2 protein-coding genes are annotated in these 1,428 nt (G+C 67.7%); one reads left to right on the forward strand and one right to left on the reverse strand.

Translation table 11 applies throughout. The annotated features are described in order from the left end of the window. The first annotated feature begins 571 nt into the window (after positions 1-571). Positions 572-796 carry a hypothetical protein gene (locus AB0J68_RS32165; protein WP_354861749.1) on the forward strand — a complete coding sequence of 75 codons (225 nt, stop codon included), beginning with the start codon at positions 572-574 and terminating at the stop codon, positions 794-796. A gap of 4 nt (positions 797-800) precedes the next feature. Here AB0J68_RS32165 and AB0J68_RS32170 read toward each other — a convergent pair. Beyond that, on the reverse strand, positions 801-1,428 hold a 628-nt coding region (locus AB0J68_RS32170), incomplete at its 5' end, for a carbon-nitrogen hydrolase family protein (RefSeq protein ID WP_363942651.1).

Genomic DNA, 1,428 nt, shown 5'->3' on the forward strand with positions numbered 1-1,428 from the left:
AAGGCTCGACCAATCCGGGGTATAAATCATAATTGGCACTGGCTTTACAAGCACCCTGTTGAGTTCTCAAAGAACAACCACACACCGATCAGAAGCTCCACATTCCGTGGAACCCCGTTTCGGGGCAACCGCTCAAACCTACTTGGTCGAACTTTCATTGTCAACCTCGTATCCGAGGCGATCAATCTGGTTCGTCCGGACCCACGATGACGCACGCCGTACCCGGCGGTCGTTTCTGTCGTGGGAAGCCGCAGACCGGCCGATCACCGCTTCGCGGCTCTCCGCCCGGCTCCTGCCGGCTTCAGAACTCTACCCGGTCGGCTTCGCGTTCGCAACCCCGTTGCCGGGGTGTCCCGCACCGCCCGATCGTCGGTCTCGCTCGGCGTTTCCGCCACGAGCCCGGTGCCCGTTCTCGGCCAGTTTGTCCGGCCTCCCCCGTGCAGAGAGAAAGTTACGCGGACCGCCGGGAGAAGGCAAATCAGGGTTCATCACTGGTTTGGTCGAGCGGATCGGCGCGGTCTGCACCCGCGGTCGGCGACGCCGCGCGCGTCGGCGTGCCAGAGTGTCAGGCATGGATGAGTCCGGGCTGGGCGCCACGGTGTTTGCCGAGGAAGCACTGCTCGGCGTCCTCCTGCCGTTCTGGCAACTGGTGATCGGCGCGGTCGTGCTCGTGGTCCTCGTGCTCTCGGTGGGACGGCTGGCCCGTCGGGGCAGATCCCGGATGACCACCGCTCTGCTGGTCACCGCCGTGGTCATCGCCGGCTTCGCGACGATCGGCGTCCTGTTGGAGGGCTGAGCGCTCAGAGCCGGCGGTTGGCCAGGCTGGGCAGCTCGGCCCGGATGGCAGCGAGGCGGGCGAGGTCCAGGTCGGCGACGGCAACGCCGGGGCCGTCCGGCAGTTGCGTGAGGACCGTCCCCCACGGGTCGACCACCATGCTGCGCCCGAAGCACGTGCGGCCGGGCTCGTGGTCGCCCGTCTGACCGGCTGCCGCCACGAAACACTGGTTCTCGATGGCGCGGGCCCGCAACAGGACCTCCCAGTGGTCCCGCCCGGTGTGCAGCATGAACGCCGCCGGCACCACCAGCAGTTGGGCGCCGCCCTCGGTGGCGAGCCGCCGGTACAGCTCCGGGAAGCGCAGGTCGTAGCAGATCGACAGCCCGACCCGGAGACCCTCAACGTCCACGACGACGGGTTGGACGCCGGGCGCGACGCTCGCCGACTCCCGGTAGGAGACCCGGCCCGGGATCTCCACGTCGTACAGATGGATCTTGCGGTAGCTCGCGGCCAGGCTGCCGGCACGGTCGAAGACCAACGACGTGTTCCAGGTGTGCTCCGGGTCGGGCACGTCCTCGTGGCGTCGTCCTCGTCGGTGTACGGCATGAACCCGGCGCTGCCCAAGACCGAGCTGACCTGGACCCGCCCGATGA

It is taken from the genome of Micromonospora sp. NPDC049580 (assembly GCF_040675595.1).
Lineage (GTDB): Bacteria > Actinomycetota > Actinomycetes > Mycobacteriales > Micromonosporaceae > Micromonospora.